The 19334-nt window shown below is 28.3% G+C and carries 23 protein-coding genes and 2 pseudogenes; 7 read left to right on the forward strand and 18 right to left on the reverse strand.

The features are described from left to right. Positions 1-178: 178 nt before the first annotated feature. On the reverse strand, positions 179-679 hold the full coding sequence (locus KEC93_RS19730) for a GNAT family N-acetyltransferase (protein ID WP_023976733.1): 501 nt from the start codon (positions 677-679) through the stop codon (positions 179-181). Between the two features lie 574 nt (positions 680-1253). Here KEC93_RS19730 and KEC93_RS19735 point away from each other — a divergent pair. Then, positions 1254-1397 (forward strand): hypothetical protein, encoded by a 144-nt coding sequence (locus KEC93_RS19735; RefSeq protein WP_017211888.1) that lies wholly within the window; start codon positions 1254-1256, stop codon positions 1395-1397. 109 nt (positions 1398-1506) lie between these two features. On the opposite strand, the gene KEC93_RS19740 is transcribed toward KEC93_RS19735, so the two are convergent. From KEC93_RS19740 to KEC93_RS19755, 4 genes are all read right to left on the reverse strand, one after another. Next, positions 1507-1782 carry a hypothetical protein gene (locus KEC93_RS19740; RefSeq protein ID WP_065416813.1) on the reverse strand — a complete coding sequence of 92 codons (276 nt, stop codon included), beginning with the start codon at positions 1780-1782 and terminating at the stop codon, positions 1507-1509. 383 nt (positions 1783-2165) lie between these two features. After that, positions 2166-4886 (reverse strand): sensor histidine kinase, encoded by a 2721-nt coding sequence (locus KEC93_RS19745; protein WP_077869219.1) that lies wholly within the window; start codon positions 4884-4886, stop codon positions 2166-2168. Positions 4887-5281: 395 nt separating this feature from the next. After that, positions 5282-6094, reverse strand: coding sequence for an alpha/beta fold hydrolase (locus KEC93_RS19750; protein ID WP_065416811.1), 813 nt, complete (start codon positions 6092-6094; stop codon positions 5282-5284). A gap of 67 nt (positions 6095-6161) precedes the next feature. Further along, on the reverse strand, positions 6162-6551 hold the full coding sequence (locus KEC93_RS19755) for a hypothetical protein (protein WP_077869218.1): 390 nt from the start codon (positions 6549-6551) through the stop codon (positions 6162-6164). Between the two features lie 349 nt (positions 6552-6900). Here KEC93_RS19755 and KEC93_RS19760 point away from each other — a divergent pair, with 349 nt between their 5' ends. Beyond that, positions 6901-7221, forward strand: a complete 321-nt coding sequence (locus tag KEC93_RS19760; RefSeq protein WP_023976654.1) for a hypothetical protein — start codon at positions 6901-6903, stop codon at positions 7219-7221. A 69-nt stretch (positions 7222-7290) separates the two neighbouring features. Next, positions 7291-7401: pseudogene (locus KEC93_RS26615) on the forward strand (galactose ABC transporter substrate-binding protein); the annotation flags it as partial. Between the two features lie 581 nt (positions 7402-7982). On the opposite strand, the gene KEC93_RS19765 reads toward KEC93_RS26615, so the two are convergent. The 6 genes from KEC93_RS19765 to KEC93_RS19790 all read right to left on the reverse strand — a co-directional run bounded on the left by KEC93_RS19765 (position 7983) and on the right by KEC93_RS19790 (position 12060). Beyond that, positions 7983-8765, reverse strand: coding sequence for a cell wall-binding protein (locus KEC93_RS19765; protein ID WP_077869217.1), 783 nt, complete (start codon positions 8763-8765; stop codon positions 7983-7985). 300 nt (positions 8766-9065) lie between these two features. After that, positions 9066-9494 carry an N-acetyltransferase gene (locus KEC93_RS19770; protein WP_041899003.1) on the reverse strand — a complete coding sequence of 143 codons (429 nt, stop codon included), beginning with the start codon at positions 9492-9494 and terminating at the stop codon, positions 9066-9068. A 133-nt stretch (positions 9495-9627) separates the two neighbouring features. Further along, positions 9628-9918 (reverse strand): hypothetical protein, encoded by a 291-nt coding sequence (locus KEC93_RS19775; RefSeq protein ID WP_041899005.1) that lies wholly within the window; start codon positions 9916-9918, stop codon positions 9628-9630. Between the two features lie 214 nt (positions 9919-10132). Continuing rightward, the gene (locus KEC93_RS19780) at positions 10133-10327 is read right to left on the reverse strand and encodes a hypothetical protein (RefSeq protein ID WP_065416808.1); all 195 of its coding nucleotides are present in this window, start codon (positions 10325-10327) and stop codon (positions 10133-10135) included. Positions 10328-10400: 73 nt separating this feature from the next. Further along, positions 10401-11447, reverse strand: a complete 1047-nt coding sequence (locus KEC93_RS19785) for a galactose ABC transporter substrate-binding protein (RefSeq protein WP_077869216.1) — start codon at positions 11445-11447, stop codon at positions 10401-10403. 163 nt (positions 11448-11610) lie between these two features. Next, complete coding sequence (locus tag KEC93_RS19790) at positions 11611-12060, reverse strand: GNAT family N-acetyltransferase (RefSeq protein WP_077869215.1); 450 nt, start codon at positions 12058-12060, stop codon at positions 11611-11613. A gap of 89 nt (positions 12061-12149) precedes the next feature. On the opposite strand from KEC93_RS19790, the gene KEC93_RS19795 reads away from it, so the two are divergent. Next, complete coding sequence (locus KEC93_RS19795; RefSeq protein WP_077308762.1) at positions 12150-12626, forward strand: hypothetical protein; 477 nt, start codon at positions 12150-12152, stop codon at positions 12624-12626. A 29-nt stretch (positions 12627-12655) separates the two neighbouring features. On the opposite strand, the pseudogene KEC93_RS26920 reads toward KEC93_RS19795, so the two are convergent. Further along, positions 12656-12772 (reverse strand): annotated as a pseudogene (locus KEC93_RS26920) (GNAT family N-acetyltransferase); the annotation flags it as partial. A gap of 44 nt (positions 12773-12816) precedes the next feature. After that, positions 12817-13260: a GNAT family N-acetyltransferase gene (locus KEC93_RS19800; RefSeq protein WP_077308766.1), complete on the reverse strand. Its 444-nt coding sequence runs from the start codon at positions 13258-13260 to the stop codon at positions 12817-12819. Between the two features lie 431 nt (positions 13261-13691). Here KEC93_RS19800 and KEC93_RS19805 point away from each other — a divergent pair, with 431 nt between their 5' ends. After that, positions 13692-14009, forward strand: a complete 318-nt coding sequence (locus tag KEC93_RS19805; RefSeq protein ID WP_012060102.1) for a hypothetical protein — start codon at positions 13692-13694, stop codon at positions 14007-14009. Positions 14010-14132: 123 nt separating this feature from the next. Here KEC93_RS19805 and KEC93_RS19810 read toward each other — a convergent pair whose 3' ends face one another. From KEC93_RS19810 to KEC93_RS19820, 3 genes are all read right to left on the reverse strand, one after another. Beyond that, on the reverse strand, positions 14133-14279 hold the full coding sequence (locus KEC93_RS19810; protein ID WP_023976645.1) for a hypothetical protein: 147 nt from the start codon (positions 14277-14279) through the stop codon (positions 14133-14135). 339 nt (positions 14280-14618) lie between these two features. After that, positions 14619-14867: a hypothetical protein gene (locus KEC93_RS19815; RefSeq protein WP_012060104.1), complete on the reverse strand. Its 249-nt coding sequence runs from the start codon at positions 14865-14867 to the stop codon at positions 14619-14621. A 1002-nt stretch (positions 14868-15869) separates the two neighbouring features. Beyond that, entirely contained in the window at positions 15870-16226 is a 357-nt protein-coding gene (locus KEC93_RS19820) for a winged helix-turn-helix transcriptional regulator (RefSeq protein ID WP_077869214.1), read from the reverse strand. 161 nt (positions 16227-16387) lie between these two features. On the opposite strand from KEC93_RS19820, the gene KEC93_RS19825 reads away from it, so the two are divergent. Further along, on the forward strand, positions 16388-17215 hold the full coding sequence (locus tag KEC93_RS19825) for a nitroreductase family protein (protein ID WP_077869213.1): 828 nt from the start codon (positions 16388-16390) through the stop codon (positions 17213-17215). Positions 17216-17315: 100 nt separating this feature from the next. Then, positions 17316-17639, forward strand: a complete 324-nt coding sequence (locus KEC93_RS19830) for a hypothetical protein (protein ID WP_023976642.1) — start codon at positions 17316-17318, stop codon at positions 17637-17639. Positions 17640-17842: 203 nt separating this feature from the next. Here KEC93_RS19830 and KEC93_RS19835 read toward each other — a convergent pair whose 3' ends face one another. Then, a complete protein-coding gene (locus KEC93_RS19835) occupies positions 17843-18055 on the reverse strand; it encodes a LexA family protein (RefSeq protein WP_023976641.1) in 213 nt (70 codons plus the stop codon). Positions 18056-18314: 259 nt separating this feature from the next. Further along, on the reverse strand, positions 18315-19172 hold the full coding sequence (locus KEC93_RS19840) for a YitT family protein (RefSeq protein ID WP_017211870.1): 858 nt from the start codon (positions 19170-19172) through the stop codon (positions 18315-18317). Between the last annotated feature and the right edge of the window lie 162 nt (positions 19173-19334).

Raw genomic sequence — 19334 nt, forward strand, 5'->3', positions numbered from 1 at the left:
TTTTGTGTTCATTCTTTTTTATCTTGTAATTATTATATCACATATCAAGAATATGGTATTATTCATTGATATTTTAAGTCTATCTTAAATAATATTGTCTTCTCTAATTCATCGCTATAGATAAAATATAGAATCATTTATAATTAATAGCTGTTAACTCTTAGCACTGTCATCTTTTCTATATACCTACTATTTTACTTCGTCTCTCCATAAGGATAGTATCATGCCATATCCCGTCAACATCACATCCAATTTTTTCTCTTATTCCAACAACTCTAAAACCACATTTTTCATGTAATTTAATACTTGGTTCATTAATAGAAAATATTCCTGATTGCAGTGTCCATATATTTTCTTTTTCAGTTTCCTCTATTACTCTATTCATAAGTTCATATCCAACATTATTCCTCCTACAAGATTCACTAATATAGATGCTGACTTCTGCAACACCTTTATACACACATCTACTACTTGTTGGGCTTAGCGCTATCCAACCAATAATTCTATTATTACTATTAGTAGCGACAAACCTTCCTATATTTAAATGTCCCTTGTCCCAATCTTCGTATCTAGGAATTTCTGCTTGAAATGTAGCCTTTTTAGTTTTTATTCCTTCCATATAAATATCAGCAACACTATCCCAATCTTCTTCTTTCATTTTCCGGATAATAAGTTCCATATTTATTTCCTTCCTTCAATTAACTTAATTATTAGAACATTGCATACAAATTTCTTTCTGATTAAGTAGTGAAATCACTTAGAAATAACACTAATTTATCTGTAATTCATCATATCATTTTTCCAATTTATATAATAGTAAATCTTCAAACAATAAATAACAATTTTGCCTCATTTAGAATCAATTCATTCTTATCCTTAATTATAACACATATTGTAATTTTATCATTATTCTGTATAACCATTATCTTAAATTCAAATAAATATAAAGATAGATTAAGCATTTTCTACTTAATCTACCTTCCCGGGTGTTTTATGACTTTATTTTAAGTTTTCGACTTAAATAATAATATACTATTATCACCTGTTAGTCCATTTATTATTTTGCTCTCTACAAAATGAACAATACAACTTTAATTAATAAGCTTTTTTAAGTTAAATGATAATTCATACATATAAATTCTAATCATTAAAATTTCAGTAATCATCTTCAATTTTCTATATATTTCCTAGAAATTAGTTTATAATTGTTAATGAATTAAAATATTTTATCTAGATTGTAGGGGGAATTCATAATGGCTGGTTGTAACGAAAAGAATTGTACATGCTCTAATATTAATTGCGAAAGACATGGTAAGTGTTGCGAATGTGTAAATTTTCATCGAGGCAATGGAAATATTGTCGCTTGCTTAAGAGATTTCAAGGTTGAAAGCAAATAACTGAAAGCCTTATCCAAAACCATCATAATCTAAAGCCATACTTAGGCTTTAGATTTTCATCTTAATTTTCCATTTAACTTTAATATTTATATTAATTAAAGTAGGCTTTCTATTCTAACTCCCAACCATTTTTAATACATTCTTGGAGCCTTTTTAATATTTCTATTGCTCTATGAACTAAATTTAATTTGGCAAACTGTTCAGCCATTGGTATATCTCCCAAATTATTTTCTTTTTGATATTGTTCCTTTTCCCACATTATGTTACGTCCATACGTCCTTGTATGAGCATTATTTATAACCTGCCATATCTGTCCTTCATCTCTGTTGTTATTCTTGCAAAATTCCTGTACTTTTTCTTCTAATAGCTCTCCACTACACATCATAATTTTATTATCTCCTTTGATTTAACATAATCTATTAATTTTAATTCTTTCCAAAATATCCATCTTTAAAACAATCCATGTTAAATCACCTATAATCCATGGAATCTGAAGCTCTTGTAAAATATAAATAGAATATCTATCTCATTCTTTCACATAATAATAGTGCAATATGATAACTACCACTAACTACACCCCGAACCATTTCCTCAAAATGGTGGTTGTCACTTGTTTCATTAGAATAGGAGACTAACTATATGTTACTAGCTCCTATTCCTTATTATTTTTTCTATAAAAAGTATAATAATACACCTCCAAATGATTTTATAATTAATATATTGCTGGATCATTCACACCATAAAATATTCATATCTGAATACCTTTAGCTATAAATATATATCAGAAAATTCTATATTGGTAGTTTGAACAAGTCTATTATCAGTCATTAAATCAATCATCGGTTTTTCATTTTTTTCTTCTATTACTTTCTCATTAGGAAGTAATATTTTAAAAGTTGTACCTTTGCCTAAATTACTTTTTACACTTACACTCCCCCCTAGTGCTTCAACAAATCTCTTTACCAATGACAAACCTATACCTGTTCCTTCTGCCTGCCTTGATAAAGAACTCTCTACCTGCCCAAATCTTTCAAATATTACATCTATCTTATTTTTTGGTATGCCTATCCCATTATCTTTTACTTCAATACATATATTAGTTTTCGCAGAATGTAAATTTACAATAATAGATTTTCCTGCTGGTGTAAACTTTATTGCATTAGAAAGAAGATTTAAAATAATTCTTTCATATTTCTCGTCATCAACCCCTATTATCTTTTTCGTAAGTTTTGATACAAATGTTAACCTTACACCCTTTTTTGATGCAAATTCATATACAGATTCAGTTATAGCTTTTGTTAAAAAAACTATATCTATATTTTTTTTATTTATCGTGATCCGGCCTGCATTAACACGAGTAATATCAAGAATATTATTAACTAATCTTAATTGCCTATTAGTATTTTGCTTAATAGTTCCCATATATGCTTTTATCTTTTCAGTCATTTGATTTGAGTAAACTAAATTTAAAGTTTGTATAGCTGTATTAATTACATTAAGTGGTGTTCGAAACTCATGGGAAATAAATGATAAGAACTCATCTTTCATTTCCATTGCCTGCTCAAGTCCTTCGTTTTTTTCACGCTCTACAGCTAGCAACTTTTCTTGTACTTCTTGTAAATCTTGTTGGCTTTTTATCATCTCTGTTACATTAAGAAAACTTACCACTCCATATAATAAATTAAAACTATTATCATAGATTGGAGTTCCACTAATGATATTGTAATATTCCATATCGTCTTTTTTAAACTTCACAATATTATTTCTTACTATTTCTCCAGATTTTACACGATATATTGGAGTTTCCTCTATTGACATTTTGTTTCCTTCTAAATCATAAAGTTTTGTAGCTTTATAACCTTCCCCTAACTCTTTAAACTCTCCAGAAAAACGTTCCCTCGCCACTTTATTTTTAATTATATACTTACCATCTTTGTCAAATACATAAATTGACTCTTGCATATTATCAAGTACAGTTTCCAACAATTTTTTTTGTCTTCTCAACTCTTTATCCATTTCAATTAAATCTGTTATATCTCTGTTATAGCAAATTCCCCACAGAAAATTCCCCTCTGAATCATAAATTGGTGTTGCATAGCAAAGAACATAATATTCCTTATCGTCTAACTTAGCTATAACAATTTCATTTTCTACAGTTTCCCCATTTAATACACGATATCCAACGTGATTCTCACCAGCAAGCTTATCCCCATTACTGTCATAAAGTTTCGCCACAGCATATATATCATCTATATTATTGAATTTAGTTGCAACTTTTTTTATGAATTGGTTTTTATAAAATAGATAATTACCTTCACCATCGATTACAGATAAATTATCAGGAGAGTTATCAACAATAGCTTGAAGCAATTTTCTGTGTTTCTTTAACTCTACTTCCATTTCTTTTCGTTCAGTAATATCACGATTAGTTTCAAGGACAATTTGTTTCCCATTCTCCTCTACTATTAACTGCAATCTAGTTTCAACAAAAAGCTTGCTGCCATCTTTTTTTGTTTGCTCTATTTCAGCATGCCAAATTCCGTCACTTAAAAGTGTTGATTTTATACTGCTAAAGCTAATAGGAAATGTAGTTTTTAGCAGTTCATAACTAATACTTCCTATAGCTTCTTCGCTGTTATAACCATACTTTTCCTCTGCTCCCTTGTTCCAATATATAATAGACCCATTAATCTCCCAAGCTAAGATAGCATCGTAGGATAGATTTAATAGGTTTGCCTGCATCATCAGCTGTTCATTTTGTTTTTTTATAACCTTTGTTTGCTCTTCCATTCTTTTTCTGTCTAAAACTTTTTCTGTTATATCTGTTGTAATTTCAATACAATATTTTAGAATTCCATCCTCAAACACCGGAGCGAGACTAGCCTCCCAATACGTCACTCCTCTTTCAAATTCAAACATATATTCATCACTGTAAAACGGTTTCTTTCTTGAAAGCACTCCTTTCCACACTTCTTCTGATGAACTTCCAGTCCATCCTTTTATTATTTCATTTAACTTTTTGCCTATTGAATTTTCTATACTATTAAATGGTTTATCGAGAAAGTTTAGATAAGTTTGATTTGCTTTCAATAGAGTTATATCTGGAGTACTAAAAATAGCAATTCCAAATTTGTTATGAGAGCATAGAGCTTCTACTGCTGTGAATTTAACATCTAAACGTGAATTTGGTTTTTCTGAGAAAATATACACCTTTCCAATTGCACCTTCTGCCACATCTATATTTATAAACCTAGCATCTAATGATTTAGTAAATAAAAAATAATCTTTCTTATCATCAATATCTTCTAAATCGGCATTAGGCCCGATTTTTAATATATTGAATAATTCTTTAATATTTTTATTTAATAGTTCTTCCTCTGAATATTCAGTCATTTCAATAAATAACTTACTGATTTCAGTAGCGATCCCATTGTCTACCATTATATATGATTGTTCCCCAATGAAATCGAAGGAGTTATATAATTCCATAATGAAGCCCTCCAATTTTCAGCTTTTTTCATTTGTGCTTTTGCACCTATTTATTATCTTACCATGATATTCCATGTAATACTACCGGTCTCCTATGTTAATAGGTAACCTATCGAGTAATTCCGCACATTTACTCAAAATAAACGTGCCTTTTTCTTCATCATTAAATACTTTCTACATATTGTGTAACATTTTATAATTGCATATAAGGAATTTCGTTTTAATTAACGTATTACATTTAAATATTAATTCTTAGCTTTAATATTAGATTCATATAGACTCTAATATTTCCAGTAAATAAAAATACCGCAAATCCAAATTAATGAATCATACGGTATTAAAATAACTATTCATATGAACTATTTGTATAGGAGTATTTTCTTACTTACAAAATCTTATTCTTCAATAAACTTCATTAGCTCTTTATTAAATTCCTCACGTTGATCATAGAACGCTGCATGTCCACTGTATTTGAATGGAATAAGCTTAGAATTCTTAATCATCTTTTCTTGTATCTGTCCTAATTCGAATGGAACAATTTTGTCATGGATTCCATGAATAATTAAAGTTGGAACATCTATCTCTTCTAAATCAGAAAAGAAAACTTCATTTATCCAAGCCTTTGCAATTGCTGCTGTTGACCATCCTGCTGCCTGCAATCCTAATTGAAAAAACCACTGTGAAAAAGCTTCTGTTATATGTTGGTAAAAAAACATATCTCCAAATCCTTGAAGCATTTTAGGTCTATCGATATATGTTCCTTCAATTAGCTGTAAAACTGTCTCCTTATCTAGTCCATAAGGAAAATCGGGACGTTTAATAAGACTTGGAGCTACTGCCCCAAAAAGAGCAAGTTTTGATACTCCATAACCTTTATGACGCGCCATATATCTAACAGCTATTCCACCTCCATTTGAATGTCCTGCTAATGTTATATCCTTTAACTTTAATGTATCAATTACACATTTAACATCGTCTGACAAGGTATCAAAATTGTAGCCCCTATATGGCTTGTCTGACTCTCCGAATCCTCTTGTATCTATCCCAATGCATCTATATCCCATCTTTGGCAAAACATCAAATTGATATTCAAACAATTTATGACTTCCTGGCCAACCGTGTATAAATAAAATTGTTTTATCGGCACCCTCATTAAGGTCTTCTACATAGATCTTTACATCTGGTTCTACTTTGACATAGTAACCCATTATAATAACCTCCAAAAAACTATCTATAATCTATATCATATCGATTAGAATAGGAATTTGTGAATAATCAATTTTGATTTTCTATTTTCACACCATTCCAATAATCAACACCATTAAGACCGCCATATTGATTACGTCCACATCCCCATGTGCCATTAAATCCTATCTTTCCATTCTTTTTATAGAAATAAAATTTAAATGCGCCAAATACACAAGCGCTTTCAGGGTATGCATAAGGATAAGATACTGTTGACCATGTACCTGTTAAAGTCAATATACTTGCATTATAATATCCATAAATATACGGATATCGACCCACAACTCCATTTGGAGCTAGCTCAGTTAAATTTACAATTCCATCTATTGCTCCATTATCTATAGATGTTTTAAATGAATACCTACCTAATATTTCTGTAAATTCTATTTTGTCAGCTGAAGCTTCGTAAGAAGATTGCATTCTACTCTTCCTTTAGTATTATTTATTCTAGTTAATAGTATATGAACTTATATTTAAATATGTTTATACATTTATTCCCTACAACATTATAATATCTAAAATTTATTAATATAATTTCTTTCATGTATATTTCACAAATTCCTAACTTATTTATGCATATCTCTTTAGCTATAATCCCGAACTAACAAATTCTCTAACTTTATCTAATAAATTAAATTGAACTACCTTTAATCAAATTGTAAAATCCACTACCTCTTGATTAATTCCTTTGAATAATTTCACTTAATATTCACATAATAATTAATACATTATTTAAATAATCTAAATTTATGAAAGGTTGATAGTTTTAATGAAACGATATGTTATATTAATTTTTATATTTCTATTAATCTCATCTACTACCATATCACAACTTGCCTATGGCCAGGTTGGTAAAACTCTTAGTCAAGGAATATACAGTGCAAGAGATGCAAACCTAAAAATAGGTTCACCTATGGCTGCTAAAATTGACTCACCAAACAGCAGAGTTATTATAATAGTTATTGATAGCGATCAGCAGTTGCAGGAATTAATACGTCTTGGTCCCCAATCGCCTCAACATACTATAAAACCTCTTGACTATGGTTCATCTATAATAATTTTTGGCACTAGTCCAGTAACATTTACTTAAAAATGCTTAGTCATTATATTTTTTATTGTGCTGATAATTATAGATAACAATTTCTAATTAACTATTAATTATGCAAATGCAGTTTATTCCATAGGAATGAATATTGTTTCAGGGCAAAATCCGCTTAACGGAACAAATTATAAATTCGATGAGACAAGTAATACAGTTAGGATTCCTTAAAAGGAATATTCTAAACAATCATAGTTTTTTTAATCATAAATAACTTTCCTTAATTAGCTATCCTTAATTATATGGAAATTATTATTCTATTTAATGATTATATATAACTATTTTTGTCTATAATTATATTAGACATGAATTACTATTCTCCTAACATTAAATACAAGATAAGGCAGCCTTTTAAATTGCTGCCTTATCTTATATTTATATAATTGATCTTTTAAAAACCATTTGTAGTAACATTTTTACTACTCCATAATATATTAATCATTGTAAATGACATTTTCTTCACTTCTCACTGAAATTTATGTTATAAATTAATGACATATTCTTTAGTTCTTTAATACAAAAACAAAGGCAGCAGCCAAATTTTTGATATCATTTTTACGGTAGATATCTAATGTAAAAATATAAATAATTCTATCTACTAAAATGTACTTCTAAATTTATGGCTACTGCCCATTTATTTTGCTTATTTTTTTAATTTTCATTATGATTATATTTTTTGTTTAACTCAATAATTATTATACTATTATTTATTCTTTACTCTAATATTTAAGCTTTAACAACATTAACTAATCTCATTGATTTTTATAAGTATCATTCCATTCACTTGTTGTAACATAAGAGGAATCAATTGATTTTAGATATTTATCAATTTTATCTGTGTCTAATTCACCTTTTATTGCGTTATAATAATTATTATTGATAATTATAGGATTTACAAATGTTATATCCATTACATCCTTATCATTTATATAAAAATGTGCAGAATGTATATATCCATCTGATGCTTCAACATTTGTTGCTTTTTTAATGGTATACCCATCTAAATATCCCATGAATTCTTTAACTTTCTCTTTATCACCTATTGTTATTGATTTACCGCCTCTTCCATCATAAAATACTATTTTTGTAACATCATCAAACTTTATACCACTTACACCACTTATCTTTTGAGATTCAGAGTCAACATTTGTTGAAGTATTAATTGTACCATTATTTGTGGATGAAGTGGCAGCTGTATTTCCAGTAGTGCCATCATTCTTTTGAATCCAGGCTCCATTTGAATCTACTGAATAACTTCCAATTGTAGTACTTTTAGCCATAGCACCACTACTATATAGATAATACCATTTTCCTTGATATTGTACCCAACCTGTTTTCATATAACCATTGCCATCAAAATAATACCATTCTCCATTAATGCTTCTCCAACCTGTAGCATATTCATTTCCTTCTGTATACCACCATCCAACATTATCCTGTTTCCAAGCTGCAAATGCTTTAATTGGAGCCACCGCTAAAACACTTGTAGATATTAAGCCAATTGCAACTAATCTTTTTAGATATTGTTTTTTCATTTTATCAACCTCTATTTCTTATACTTACTAATTATCAGCAACTAATTCAAGTATAATAAATCTTAGTACTAGTATATTATTAATTTTAATTGCTTCAAAGTGTTTTAATTATATCTGAAAAAAATTAATTTAGCCTTAATCCTAAATTACAATTATCATAAATTAAATTTTTATTAGCCTAAAAAAGTACTACAAACTCACTTCAAAATATGGTACTTAAAACTTTTATTTTATCTTCCTTAAAGTTGAAAGTTAATATTTTTTTATTAGTGCATGTGCATACTAATAAAACCTTATGAACTATTTTCCTCCAAATGCCATTGTATACTCCACTGCTTTTGTATCTTCATTTATGTGTTCATCTATAACTTTGAAATTATTCTTCATATAAAAATTTACTGCAGTTACGTTCTTTGTAAATACGTGCAATGTAAGATTATCATATTTAGATTTGCAATACTCTATAAGCTTCTTACCAACACCTTCTCTTTGATATTCTTTTTTTACAAAAAGCCCAGCTATATAATTTTGTTCTACTATTCCTATAAATCCTTTTATAATATTATTTTCTTCAAATATATAAATATCTGCTGACGGAAGCATTTGCTTAACTAATTCAAAATTATCCTTCCAATATTCTTTAGGTATAAAATCATGAGCCTCTATATTTGTATCAAGCCATATTTCCATTACCTTATTCAAATTATCCAATTTAAAATCTTTAATCATTTTTTTCTCCTTATTTCCTACCAAAATAAAACCATTTTCATTATGCTTTGTGAATGCCTTACTTAATGGACAGTCCCTCTGTCTATAAATTATTAATTAAGTTTTATCAATAGGCTTCATGTTTATTGTAAATTTAAGCTTTTTTCTTTTTCTTACGTATTCTTATGCTACCTTGCTCATTATTCATCCCTGTCTTTTCTATTAATTTAGTGCCAAATGCGGCAACCTCTTGAATATCTATTACAGTTATACAACCTGTTTTTAACTCTTTTAATTCAAAACTTCCTCTCATTCCCTGTTGCTTTGCATTCCTTATAAGTTCTCTTAATTTTAATATATTCTCTTCTGTTGGTTCTTCATCAGTTAAAGGAGTAAAATACCCGATATATCCACTTTTGAATACTATTTTTATTTCTAATATCATCCTAAACCTCTTAAAATCAAAATTACTATCTTTAATATATATTCATTAACGAGGTCTATACATGTTATTATTTCAATATTTTTATAATAAGGATACTTAAATACTTGATAAACTCACTAGCTTGTATCATTAATCTGCAACAACCAAACATGTAATTTACTTCATTAAATATTACTAGATTTTATTTTTAAATGTATATAATTCTCATAATTAATTATATCTTACCTTTAATAAATTTTCTAATTAGAGCATCTCCAATTAAAATTAGTGGTACCGCTATACAAAGATACTCCCACAATTTCAAATCTAAATTATCTTTTAAAACAATTGCAATTAATAAACTAACGGCCCACCAAATACACTGTATTGCTTTTAGTGTTCCATTAGAAAAATTAGGTCTCTTAAACATAATAAACTCCTTTACTATTTACTAAAAAAACAACTTCTCATTTTTTTAATCTGAAGCTCCTATCTAAATCACTTTAAGCAACATATTCATGATATGGCAAACGAATAGCAACTTTTGTATCATCAAACTTATATTTAGTACCATAAAGCGCATCTCTACCTTCAAATACATTCATACCTATTGCATAACTCACTTCTGCCATTTCATATGGATCTTGCATAACAGAACCCGCCATAAAACCTTTTTTAATTAATTCTTGTGCCTCAGCTGTAGCATCAATTCCAACAACAACTATTGTCTTATTTTTATCTCCTAAATTATATCCATTGCTTTGCAATGCTTCAATAGCACCTATAGCCATCTCATCATTATTTGCAATTATCGCCTCAATATTCTTACCATATTGCAGAAGTAGTGAACTAATATTTGTTTTAGCCAGATCTCTTTGCCAATCGGCAGCTTTTAATGCAAGCTGTTCAGTTTTTATTCCTGCTTTATTTATTGTTCCAATAGAAAATTCAGTTCTTTCCCGTGCCTCTATACTTCCATGTTCACCCTCTAGCATAACATATTGCAAGACTCCATTATTATTCTTATCTATAAACTTTCTATCCTTATTCCATATATCAACAATAATTTTTCCTTGCATCTCTCCAGCTTCATTAGCATTTGTTCCTACATAATAAGCTTTACCATAAGATTTAAGTACATCAGCCACTAATGGTTCTCTATTAAAAAAAATTATAGGTATATTTTTAGACTTAAATCTATCAATAACATCCTGTGTAACCTTTGTATCAACCAAATTTACCATTAGAATATCCGCGCTATCACTGACCAAATTACTTAGTACTTCATCCTGTGTGGATTGGTTACCCTTTCCATCATAAAATCTAAATACTACTTTTCCTTCATTTTGCTTTTGAATTTCTTCTAAGTTTTCCTTAACTAAAGAGACATATTTATCCTTGAAATTATATATTACTACATCTATCATTACAGCTCTCTGCCTTAATCCGCTTGTTCCTGCAATAACTCTAGCATCACATACTGATACCTCCATTGCAGTAACGATAAATATAATCTCTAGGATTGCTAATATTCTCTTTGATATATTCATTTTAAATCCTCTCTTTCACTTTTGTTTAACATTATTGTTGTCATCAGTGAAAGAAAATATTTATTTTGGCTTTTATTAATATTAAATTTTATACAAATCTCTATAAAATAAACCAGTTAGCTTATATTAAGTATAATAAACTGATTTTCATATTATTATATTATTAGATAACCTTCTTTTCAAAGCAGATTACTTTAAAATTTCCATTGTATTTTCCATAATTCTGTATCTGATGGTACCCTCTTTTCTTATAGAAATTTACTGCTTGCTCATTTATTAATCTAGTTTCTAGCCAAATAACAGAGTATCCCATTTTCTTTGCCTGAAGCTCTAAATATGATAGTATTTCACTTCCAACACCCATTGTCTTAATCTTCGCAAACATCCGCTTAACTTCCGCTATATCTTTATTAATATACCGTATTCCTCCACATCCTACGGCCTCTCCATTATCATCATATGCAACCACAAACAAGGACCGGGTAACACATACATCCTCTGGATTAAAGGAATTTCTTCCGCTATCTCCAGTTATAAATTCCAGTTCTTTAGACAATTCATCCATTAAACGTATGGAATCAGGATCACTTGGATTCTTTTCAATAATCTTCATTGTTAATATCTCCATTTCTTGAAATTTAAACTTTGATTTTCTATTTTATCTAAATATATGATAAAATCATTGTGAAAGGTGGCTAAAGAATGACTGGATTTATAATGTCGAACTTAAATATTTTTATTCCTTTATTACTTATATTTTTAACGATTGATACTTTTCTACTAGCTTATAAAGCTTTTTTAATAATTAATACTAACTTAAAACTGTCTTGCAACAACTCAAAAAGTTACTATAATAAAAACAATAAAATAGCAATTATAAATCTAACTATAGAAAATAACTCATCTAATCCAATAGATGTTATAAAAGTAAAATTAACTTCTGGATTTAAATCACATTTAGCAACTTTTCCAACAACACAATCTGCTAAAAATAACCTTAAATCTCTCGATTCAAACGTATTATTAGAAAACATTCTAAATAATACAAATATACCTGAACATACTTCCGTAACTGGTTATGCTATTTTTGAAAATGTTGGAGCAATAAGTGACTCAAAAAACTATAATATAATAATTAAAACTTCCAATAAAGTTTTAAGAAAGAAAATAAAACTATAATGCTTTATTCATACGACCTCATTAAATTTTTAATAACTGGTGCTATTTATTCTTCCCATTATAACTGTATTATAATATTTTCCATCCTTGTGGATACGATCATTTATTAATAAACCTTCTTGCACGAAGCCATAGCTTTTAGTTAATGATTGAAAAATTTTAGTTTCCTTAGGCTCTTCTATTTCATTTTTTATAAGTCTATTTTTAAATAAATCATATCAACGAGCTGTATTCCATTTTCAATGATTGGATGGTCATAATTATCTGTAAAAAAATTTTTAATTCTGTGTGATACACGAAATCCACAATTCTCATAGAATGGAATTGTTAGATTACTATCGCCTGTCCCAACAATCATAGTTGTACACTTTCCTTTATAATAATCTAAAATGTATCTTATAAGCTTTTTCCCATATCCTTTTCCTTGATATTTCTCATATGTAGCCATATTCTTTAATTCACATATATTACTATCTTTTTTTACTACTACGCAAATGCTTTTTAAATCATCATCATATAAAGCAAACATTTCTCCATTCTCTAGATATCTATCAATCATATCTTCTTGTTCATCTGCTAACATCAATAAATCAAGAAACTTCTTTTTGTCATTTATGATCTTTTTAACCTCCATTGCTCTTCCCCCTTCTTTAAATAAAACATCTCTTTATTTCCAACCCTAATTTTGATGCCAACAATTTTTACCTATCAGCTTTGCAAACAATCTTAATTGCATAAATTACCAATTGATGATTTGAATAATTAAATTGTAACTTCATATACTATCTATTGAAAAGATTATAATCTGAATTTTATTTTAATCTATTAATTAACAGCTGCCCTCGTAAAGAGGGTCAGTTCTGGCAATTAAAAAACAAATATCCTAAATGAACACAATTTAAATCTCCAAAGCTCTCAACATGAGAGCTTTTTTTATTTTCAACAATTGCTACTTATGAATAGTCTAACTAAGTATTCACATAATAACAGTATATTGACACGTCATGTATTATTAACATAATTTTTTTATCCAAATTCAAATATCGGGAAGTGAGGCTAGTATAAATGAAACTAAGAACTTTTTTAATAGCACTTTTGATATTAATAGTATCTACTATACACAGCGCAAAAGCAATTTTCGAGTCAAATACATATAAAGAAGGGGTATATGATATTACAGATACGCAACAAGTTAAAGCCACAGCCATGCTTACAACGCCAGATGAGATTGCAAGCCTAATAATATTTGACCCAAATGGTAATGAAATTTTTTATAAAAAGTTTGATACTGCAAATGAGTCTGTAAATTTAGGTACTATTTTAGATGATGATCGTATTGCTATAGTTGGAAAAGGTGAAATAGCAATCACTATTCAGCAATAGAGCTCTCACTCTTAAATTTATTCAAATCATAATTATTATCTTATAGCAATAATAATTTCCTTATAATGAATATTTATTTCTTAACTCCATATAATACTCCTGGGATAAATTATAACTTTCCCTTCATTGTAATCCATTTAATGAGCCTCCTCTAAAAAGAGGCTCATTAACTATTTCAATTTTGCTAATCCCTAGTTCTTTCAAGTCTCTTATGGCATATTTTAATGCTACTCCATTTCCATGAATATCTAATAAGACTGCTACTTTCATTGGTTACCCCCCTGTTACAAAACATTTCTTTAATTTATTTAACTAAGATACATAACACCTTATAACCTGTGGAGCTATAAATTTATACTGCTTTATTAATTTTATGTACTATACGAAACATCTAACAATACCTTTTTCTCTAAATTAACAGCTCTTAATATTAACATATTGAATTCATTATACCACATATTCCATATAATGTATTTTACTTTCTAACTATATTCTTTTGTATTCATAATGTTCAGTTATTCTGTATTTTTATTATTATACTCTTCGAACTTCAACCTAAAATTCGTATCATAGTTTTAAACATTAAAATAGCACCTACATTTGTGGTGCTTAATTACAATTTATATCAATATCTACTAACTCAATTTCATTACTTCCTTTTGGTAATTTAGGAATCTCATCATCACCATATCTTATTCTTATTAAAGATGCTCTATAGATATCATCTGAATAATTCCCGTGTTCATATAAAAATAGTAAGCTTTCTTTTTCTAAACAATGTGGCATTATATCCTCAATATTATATTTTTTTCCTTTGTACTTGAATATACATCTTATTAAAGTTCTTTCTGTATACATATTTCTCACCCTAATTATATAAATGTATGCTAAATCAAAAAATTTGTTCCATCTCCTAGTAGATTTGTATTAGTAATAGCATAGGTGTAAGTTACTATATCTCCAACTCTGCTATATGCAGGACCAGTCTTCGATATTTGTATAGAGTTTTGAAATAAAGAATCAACAATGTTGCCATCACTTATTTCAGCTTGAAATTGATTCTCTGCAGTAGTAACTTCAATTTCCTTTGTTTAAATTGACATAATTTCAGTTCCTCTTTATCATAAGTTTACTGACTGTAATATATTTTATGAGCAAATGATAAATTATGTTACACGTACCTATGCATATGTACTTCCTCACTTAGAACTTTCTTCTTAGTTATATCAATCATGCTTTTTATAATGATAATTAGTTCTGATATTAACTTAATTAATGATAATTAAATTTTTTGTTGTAATTGTATATTTTACTTAAACATGGTCAATACTTTTATATGAAAAGAGTAATATCTTAATTAAAATAGAGGCAGTATCGTTAGTGTCCCCCACTGATACTACCTCTATTTTTTATATTTTTATAATAATTATATATTAATTACAATCTCAAATTATCAAATAAATACTTATTTTCCATTTTGGTATATACAATTAGTATCCAATCGCCTATAGTTCTCGGTAAATCTTTGCTTATATCAACTTTATCAAATATGCATAATGTATCTATCTTACAAAATGCAGAAACACTTTATGGCAATAAATATTTTACATGAGTAAATACAAATATTTTTAGCTATTATCTTTATTGCTCTTAATTAAATCATCTTTCAAGAATCCACATCTAAAAATATTCAATTTTTTATTCCTATTTTGAATATTTCTCTCTATATGTGCAATACTAATTATGTGACATAAATTAAGTTTTCATAATTATTTTTCGGACTCCTCGTTGTAGGAGTCCCCCCATCCCAATGTATTCCTACATAAGAGAACTGTATTCTAAATTTCATTTAATTTCCTATTATATTTTTTCCTTAAGCATATTCTTTTCCTCAACAGTATTTGAATAATCAATTGCCCAATCACATAAATTAGCTAAAATAGGCAGAAGGCTTCGTCCATAGCTAGTTAAAGAATATTCAACTTTAGGTGGTACTTGATTATAAGCAATCCTATTAATCAACTCATCATCCTCTAAAGCTCTCAGCTGTTGAGTTAACATCTTTTGTGTAATATTAGGTAAACTTCTTTTTAATTCATTGAATCTCATGGTTCTTTTACCTAAATGCCAAATAATTATTGGCTTCAATTTTCCTCCTATAATATTTAAAGTTAATTCCATAGAACAATTGTATTCAATTTCTTTAAATCTCATCATTTTTGACTACCTCTTTAATTTCAAGTATATAAATAGTAACTACGTTACTAAAAAGTGCGTTCTTGATAATAATTCCTATAACGTATAAATTATATTTTGTAAGTATCCTAAAATAATTAATCTAGAACTTTATTAAATATTCTCAAATAGGAGTGATATCAATGGACTTAATTACTGTAAATCAATCAACATGTGTTAAATGTGGACTTTGTTCAAATGTATGCCCAAGTGGAGTTTTATCTATGAATGAAAATGGACCAATAGCTATTCACCCAGATAATTGTATTACCTGTGGCCATTGTGTTGCAGTATGTCCCTCTAGTTCAATAGATAATATTAAAACACCTTTATCTAATCAATTATATTTAGAATCATTTCCAATTATAGATTCTAGCACTGCCGAATCTTTTCTTAGGTCTCGCCGTTCAATCCGCTGCTACAAAGAAGCTAAAGTTCCTCAACAGGCATTATTAAAATTAGTTAACATAGCTCGTTTTGCACCTACAGCTAGTAATACCCAAGGACTTTCATATATTGTAATAAAAAATAAAAAGATTTTACAACAAGCTGCAAGCATAGTAGTAGAATGGATGGAAGATCAACTTAAAAATTCCCCATCTCCACATTGGAGCTTTTCAAGACATGTCAAAAATTATAGAGAAGCTGGTGAAGACTCAATTTTACGTAATGCTCCACACATAATATTAGCAACATCTACAAAAGATTTTAAAAATGGAATAAAAAATACTATTTCTGCATTCTCATATCTTGAATTATTTGCTACTACTCTTGGATTAGGTTCATGCTGGGCTGGATTATTTGAAATGTGTGCTTTTTCAAACTATAAGCCACTACTAGAACTGCTTCAAATTCCTGATAACAAAGTTATAACAGGAGCTGTCATGGTTGGCTATCCAAAATATAAATATAGAAAAATAGTAGATAGAAACCCGCTAGAAGTATTATGTCTTCTACTGTACTTTCACTGAGTGAATTATACATAATTTTTATTTAATAATCGCATACTAAAGAAAAGCTAGAAAGAATAGTTTGATTCTATAGACAAAACTATGAAAGGTAGTTGTACCAATGAAAAAATTTATTATTATATTTTCTGTTTTCTTATTTATGTCTCTTAGTATGAGTATAAGGAGCGCTTATGCTGATCCCAACCCAAAGACCTTAACCGAAGGCTTTTACAGAGTTAAGGATATAGGCTTAATACCAAATACTACTTATAAAGTTAGAAATACATCCCCTACTGGTAGATCTGTTATCATTATTTTTGACTCAAATCAACAAATGCAGGAATTTTTGAGACTTGAACCGAATTCTCCTGATTACCTTGTAAAACCTTTAGAATTTGGTTCCATAATCATAATTATTGGAGGCGGTAATATCACCTTTTCCTAGCAAATCAAAAAAATATCTAAAATTCATTTGAATAGTCTTATATTATAAAATCTTTAAAATTTTACATATTAATAAGATATCAATTTTATTGGGGAGATATGTTTCTAATACAATCTTCCTATTTTCATTTACAGATTTAATAGTCCCATCTAAAGTTTTTATTGATTTTTTTGAACTTTTATGCTCTGTAATATTCATCTTAATTAAATATTATCTTTTATTCGAATACTTCGCGGGCAATTACTTGACCTATAGATATATCCTTTCCTTTCTAATCTCTCTATATGTGCATGTACACTTGACGTAGATGCCAATCCTGCTAACTTTCCAATTTCCCTAACCGTTGGAGATATCTTCTCTTTGCCTATATAGTTTTTTATAATATCCAATATTTCTTGTTGTTTTTCTGTTAACATAGAACCATCTCCCTATAGCTTTATATATAATGTCATTTAATATTTAAAGTTGGTTATTTCAATATAATACCTAAACATATTTAAATTATCAGACGACGTTATTGCAAACATACGTTCGCATATATATTACTACTTTTAGGGTATTTTGTAAATAAGAACGCAAAAAGAACCAAAACTAAAATTAATTTTGGCTCTTTTAATTCCATAATCTTATGCAATTATTTAACATATTTTTATTATATTTTATGATTGCTATAAATTAATGTATAGCTTTCTTTGCGTATTTTTTACCCGTTCCTTCAACACTTGTAATTGTAACTAATGCATCTTCATCAAAACCATGGACAATATTTTTTAGCTTTGCTATTTCAAGCCTTGATAGAACCACATAAATAACATTTGTTTCTGTGCCACTATAAGCGCCCTTTCCATCTAACAAAGTAATTCCTCTACCAAGCCTAGCCATTATTGCTTCTGATATTTCATTATTTTTATCCGATACAATTATTACTGCTTTTGACTCATTAAGACCTTCAACTGTTATATCTATGGTTTTAAAAGCAATGAAATATGCTATTAAAGAATACATTGCTCTATCCCATCCAAATATAAACCCCGAAGTACCTAAAATGAAAAGATTAAAAAACATAACTATTTCCCCAATAGAAAATGCAGTTCTCTTTTCTAATATTATAGCTACAATTTCTGTTCCATCTAAAGAACCACCATTTCTTATAATCAAGCCTACTCCAACTCCTATTATAATTCCGCCAAATATAGTGGCTAAAAGTACATCTTGTGTTATTCCTGGAACTGGATGAAGCAATGTTACTACAACTGACAAGCATATTACTGAAAATATAGTTGAAATAGCGAATGTTTTTCCTATTTGCCTATATCCTATTATAACAAATGGTAAATTAAATAGAAATGTAAATACTCCTAGTTGTACTTTTGTTAGATAGCTTGCCATAATTGATATTCCAGTCATACCTCCATCTATTATATTATTAGGTATCAAGAATATCTCTAAACCTACTGCTACCAAAATCGAACCTATTATCATAAATAGTATTCTGCTTGCTTTAACCCAAATATCATTATATTTTTTCGTCATTTAACTCCCCCTTAAATTTAATATATTTTATCCAATAGTAAAAACTATACTATATAAATTATAACATAGTTTTCATTACTTTATTATATGTTTTTAATATTACTTAAATATTCTAATTTTAATTTTAAAAATTAATTTGATAATGATATATCTAATGTCCTT

It is taken from the genome of Clostridium beijerinckii (assembly GCF_018223745.1).
In the GTDB taxonomy this organism is placed as follows: domain Bacteria; phylum Bacillota; class Clostridia; order Clostridiales; family Clostridiaceae; genus Clostridium; species Clostridium beijerinckii.

Excerpts from the sequence above, each read along its gene's own strand:
- KEC93_RS19730 (WP_023976733.1), bottom strand. The coding sequence starts at position 679 with ATGGAACTTATTATCCGGAAAATGAAAGAAGAAGATTGGGATAGTGTT.
- KEC93_RS19735 (WP_017211888.1), top strand. The coding sequence starts at position 1,254 with ATGGCTGGTTGTAACGAAAAGAATTGTACATGCTCTAATATTAATTGC.
- KEC93_RS19740 (WP_065416813.1), bottom strand. The coding sequence starts at position 1,782 with ATGATGTGTAGTGGAGAGCTATTAGAAGAAAAAGTACAGGAATTTTGC.
- KEC93_RS19745 (WP_077869219.1), bottom strand. The coding sequence starts at position 4,886 with ATGGAATTATATAACTCCTTCGATTTCATTGGGGAACAATCATATATA.
- KEC93_RS19750 (WP_065416811.1), bottom strand. The coding sequence starts at position 6,094 with ATGGGTTACTATGTCAAAGTAGAACCAGATGTAAAGATCTATGTAGAA.
- KEC93_RS19755 (WP_077869218.1), bottom strand. The coding sequence starts at position 6,551 with ATGCAATCTTCTTACGAAGCTTCAGCTGACAAAATAGAATTTACAGAA.
- KEC93_RS19760 (WP_023976654.1), top strand. The coding sequence starts at position 6,901 with ATGAAACGATATGTTATATTAATTTTTATATTTCTATTAATCTCATCT.
- KEC93_RS19765 (WP_077869217.1), bottom strand. The coding sequence starts at position 8,765 with ATGAAAAAACAATATCTAAAAAGATTAGTTGCAATTGGCTTAATATCT.
- KEC93_RS19770 (WP_041899003.1), bottom strand. The coding sequence starts at position 9,494 with ATGATTAAAGATTTTAAATTGGATAATTTGAATAAGGTAATGGAAATA.
- KEC93_RS19775 (WP_041899005.1), bottom strand. The coding sequence starts at position 9,918 with ATGATATTAGAAATAAAAATAGTATTCAAAAGTGGATATATCGGGTAT.
- KEC93_RS19780 (WP_065416808.1), bottom strand. The coding sequence starts at position 10,327 with ATGTTTAAGAGACCTAATTTTTCTAATGGAACACTAAAAGCAATACAG.
- KEC93_RS19785 (WP_077869216.1), bottom strand. The coding sequence starts at position 11,447 with ATGAATATATCAAAGAGAATATTAGCAATCCTAGAGATTATATTTATC.
- KEC93_RS19790 (WP_077869215.1), bottom strand. The coding sequence starts at position 12,060 with ATGAAGATTATTGAAAAGAATCCAAGTGATCCTGATTCCATACGTTTA.
- KEC93_RS19795 (WP_077308762.1), top strand. The coding sequence starts at position 12,150 with ATGACTGGATTTATAATGTCGAACTTAAATATTTTTATTCCTTTATTA.
- KEC93_RS19800 (WP_077308766.1), bottom strand. The coding sequence starts at position 13,260 with ATGGAGGTTAAAAAGATCATAAATGACAAAAAGAAGTTTCTTGATTTA.
- KEC93_RS19805 (WP_012060102.1), top strand. The coding sequence starts at position 13,692 with ATGAAACTAAGAACTTTTTTAATAGCACTTTTGATATTAATAGTATCT.
- KEC93_RS19810 (WP_023976645.1), bottom strand. The coding sequence starts at position 14,279 with ATGAAAGTAGCAGTCTTATTAGATATTCATGGAAATGGAGTAGCATTA.
- KEC93_RS19815 (WP_012060104.1), bottom strand. The coding sequence starts at position 14,867 with ATGTATACAGAAAGAACTTTAATAAGATGTATATTCAAGTACAAAGGA.
- KEC93_RS19820 (WP_077869214.1), bottom strand. The coding sequence starts at position 16,226 with ATGATGAGATTTAAAGAAATTGAATACAATTGTTCTATGGAATTAACT.
- KEC93_RS19825 (WP_077869213.1), top strand. The coding sequence starts at position 16,388 with ATGGACTTAATTACTGTAAATCAATCAACATGTGTTAAATGTGGACTT.
- KEC93_RS19830 (WP_023976642.1), top strand. The coding sequence starts at position 17,316 with ATGAAAAAATTTATTATTATATTTTCTGTTTTCTTATTTATGTCTCTT.
- KEC93_RS19835 (WP_023976641.1), bottom strand. The coding sequence starts at position 18,055 with ATGTTAACAGAAAAACAACAAGAAATATTGGATATTATAAAAAACTAT.
- KEC93_RS19840 (WP_017211870.1), bottom strand. The coding sequence starts at position 19,172 with ATGACGAAAAAATATAATGATATTTGGGTTAAAGCAAGCAGAATACTA.